Raw genomic sequence first — 2,762 nt, 5'->3', positions numbered from 1 at the left:
CACGCCTGATGAGGATACCGGAAAAAGTCTTGTCTTTAGAATCAGGGCGCGGGTAGAATCAATTCTAGTTCAATCTCATCCCGGATAGGGATGCCATTTTCTCCTACGAACGGAATCTGGGGTTTAATGTGCCGTGCGCGGGTAACCGCGTCGGGGTAGACGGCTCTGAGCCTAAAACCACGTTTTTGGTAGAAATACAGTGCGGCGAGGTTATCGTTCGTGGTGATGAGCCATAATCGGCGGCAACCGAGGTTTTGAGCTATCTCCTGCACCGCAGCGAGACGTGCAGTGCCAATCCCGTGCCCGGGACGCAGGCTATCCAACGTTACAATTTCGCATTGGTCACCGACGAGGTGATACGTGATCACCCCCACCCATATATCCCCTTCGAGAGCCAGGAAACCCGGTAGCGCTGAGGGCTGGAAAGTGGTCCCGTGGACCACAATAAGATCTGCCCCCCAATAGGTGTGCATAAAATCGGCCAGAGTTGTTCGATCCTGAGGTTGAATAGGACGAATCCAAAAGTTCATTTTCCAAGCCCTGCGCTGAGAGCCTGAAGAGGACCCAGAATTCTGGCTCACCCCTCGCGGAGCAATTCCTCCAGAATCTGGCGCGCCAGGGTGGGGTCGGCTTTGCCACGCATTTTCTTCATCACCTGGCCGACAAACCAGGCGATCAGCGTAACCTTGCCCTTGCGGTAGGTCTCCACCTCGGTGGGGTTCTCGGCGATCACCTCGCGGCATACGACGCGGATGGCCTCGGCATCGCTGACCTTGGCCAGTCCTTCGGCTTCGACGATCTCGCGCGGTGAGCGCCCGCTTTCTTCCACCTTCTGCAAAAGGGCCTTGGCGGTTGAGGTGTTGATGGTGCCGGCGTCGGCCAGTTTGAGGATCTCGGCCAGGTAAGCCGGGGTGAGGCGCAGGTCGGCGGCGCTCTTGCCACTCTCGTTGAGCATGCGCAGGATGTCGTTCATCAGGTAGTTCGAGACCTTCTTGGGGTCGCCGCCGTAGGCCTGCACCGTCTGCTCAAAGTAATCCGAGAGCGCTCGTTCGCCGGTCAGGATTTCGGCATCGTACTCGGGCAAGCCGTAGGCTTCGATGAAGCGCTGGCGGCGTTCGAGCGGCAGTTCCACCCGCTGGGCCAGGATAGCCGCTTTCCACTCCACATCAATGCGCAGGGGGAGCAGATCGGGCTCTTTAAAGTAGCGGTAATCGGCCTCGGTCTCTTTGGACCGCATCTTGCGCAGGACGCCGGCGTCCTCATCCCATTCCAACGTCCAGGCTTCAATGGTGCGCCCAGCTTCCACCTCGCGGATCTGGCGTTCGATCTCGTGCTGGATGGCATCGCGCACGTTCTCAATCGAATTGACGTTCTTGATCTCGGTCTTGGGGTTGAAATAATCTGCGCCCTTGGGGCGGATGGAGACGTTGGCATCGCAGCGCAGGTGCCCCTTCTCCATATCCGCTTCGGAGATGCCCAGCCAACGCAGCAACTGGCGCAAGCGGATGAGGTACTGTGCGGCCTCATCCGCGGAGCGTAAATCCGGCCCGGTGACCATCTCCACCAGCGGCACACCGCAGCGGTTGAAATCAATCCAGCGCCGCCCGTTGACGTTTTTGGTCTTGCCGGCATCTTCCTCGATATGCAGTTTGATGATGTTGACGCGGCGTACGTAGGCCGGGCGCTCGGGGGTGGCCGGCATGGGGATATCTATGTAGCCCCCGGACGCCAGGGGACGGTCATACTGCGAGATCTGATACCCCTTGGGCAGGTCGGGGTAAAAGTAGTTCTTGCGATCGAAGAAAGAGACCTCGTTGAGCTCGGCGTGCATGGCCAGAGCGAGCAAGGCAGCCTTCTCCACTGCGGCACGGTTGAGCACCGGGAGCACGCCGGGCAGGCCGGTGCACACCGGGCAGATGTTGGTATTGGGCGGGTCGTTCCACGAATCAGCCTTGCAGGCGCAAAAGATCTTGGTCAGCGTGTTCAGTTGGATGTGGGTCTCCAGGCCGATAATCGCCTCGTAGTCGGTCATGCGTGCAAACCTCCGGATGCAGACGGGGAAATGGTCAGGCGTTGACGCAGCCAGCGCCCCAGGCCGGGCAGGATGACCTCAAGCCCTTGCGCCAGGCGCAGGCCGGCCCACAGTCCCAAAATCACATAGATGAAGGAAAATCCCAATCCAGCGAGCCATAGCATTCCCAAGGGGATGAGGAAAAAAGGCGCCAGGGGCGCGGCGGCGCGCTCCACCAGCGCCAGGATGAGTACCAGCGGGAATACGGTCACCATGATCACCAAATTGGCCAAAAACAACAGCAGGTTGCCGATGCCCTGATAGAGGAGCGATTGCAGGGCATGGAAGCGCAGTAGCGGCGACCGGTCTTTCTGGGTCAGCCAGACGATGAGTGGCAGCAGCCAGCCGTAAAAGCCGAACAGCACGCCGCCGTAAGTCAGCGCGGCCATCCAGCGTGCCTCGCGTTCGGGGTCGAGTGCCGCGGGCTCACCTTCGGCGCGCAGGGCGCGCTCCACGTGCGCGCCGAGCAGGGGATAACGCACGTCCTGCCCGCTCAGGCACAGGATGGCGGCGATCACTCCGCCCAGTGTCAGCAGCCCCCAGGTGGCGGCCAAACTGACCAGGCCGAACGCCGAGGCGAGCACAAAGAGCACGCTGCTGACGTCCTGAGAGATGAGGGATGAGAGCAAGAGCAGAACGACTGCCCCGCCGACGTAAAGCACACCCACCCCCAGCCCCACCACCCCCAGGA

General features: G+C 60.6%; 3 protein-coding genes. All 3 read right to left on the bottom strand.

Annotated elements, in window-relative coordinates:
- Positions 1 to 41: 41 nt before the first annotated feature.
- Positions 42 to 530, bottom strand: a complete 489-nt coding sequence (locus AC01YT_RS13560; RefSeq protein WP_476676283.1) for a GNAT family N-acetyltransferase — start codon at positions 528 to 530, stop codon at positions 42 to 44.
- 47 nt (positions 531 to 577) lie between these two features.
- The gene (gene gatB / locus AC01YT_RS13555) at positions 578 to 2,032 is read right to left on the bottom strand and encodes an Asp-tRNA(Asn)/Glu-tRNA(Gln) amidotransferase subunit GatB (protein ID WP_476676281.1); all 1,455 of its coding nucleotides are present in this window, start codon (positions 2,030 to 2,032) and stop codon (positions 578 to 580) included.
- Positions 2,029 to 2,762: magnetosome magnetite crystal formation protein family (locus AC01YT_RS13550; protein ID WP_476676280.1), on the bottom strand; the 734-nt coding region annotated here is incomplete at its 5' end. The genes gatB and AC01YT_RS13550, both read right to left, overlap by 4 nt.

The sequence above is a fragment of the Thermanaerothrix sp. genome (assembly GCF_056331585.1).
This window is presented reverse-complemented; position numbering and strand designations above follow the sequence as displayed.

Bases quoted from the DNA above. Each gene is read 5' to 3' on its own strand.
- gatB (WP_476676281.1), bottom strand. From the start codon at position 2,032: ATGACCGACTACGAGGCGATTATCGGCCTGGAGACCCACATCCAACTG.
- AC01YT_RS13560 (WP_476676283.1), bottom strand. From the start codon at position 530: ATGAACTTTTGGATTCGTCCTATTCAACCTCAGGATCGAACAACTCTG.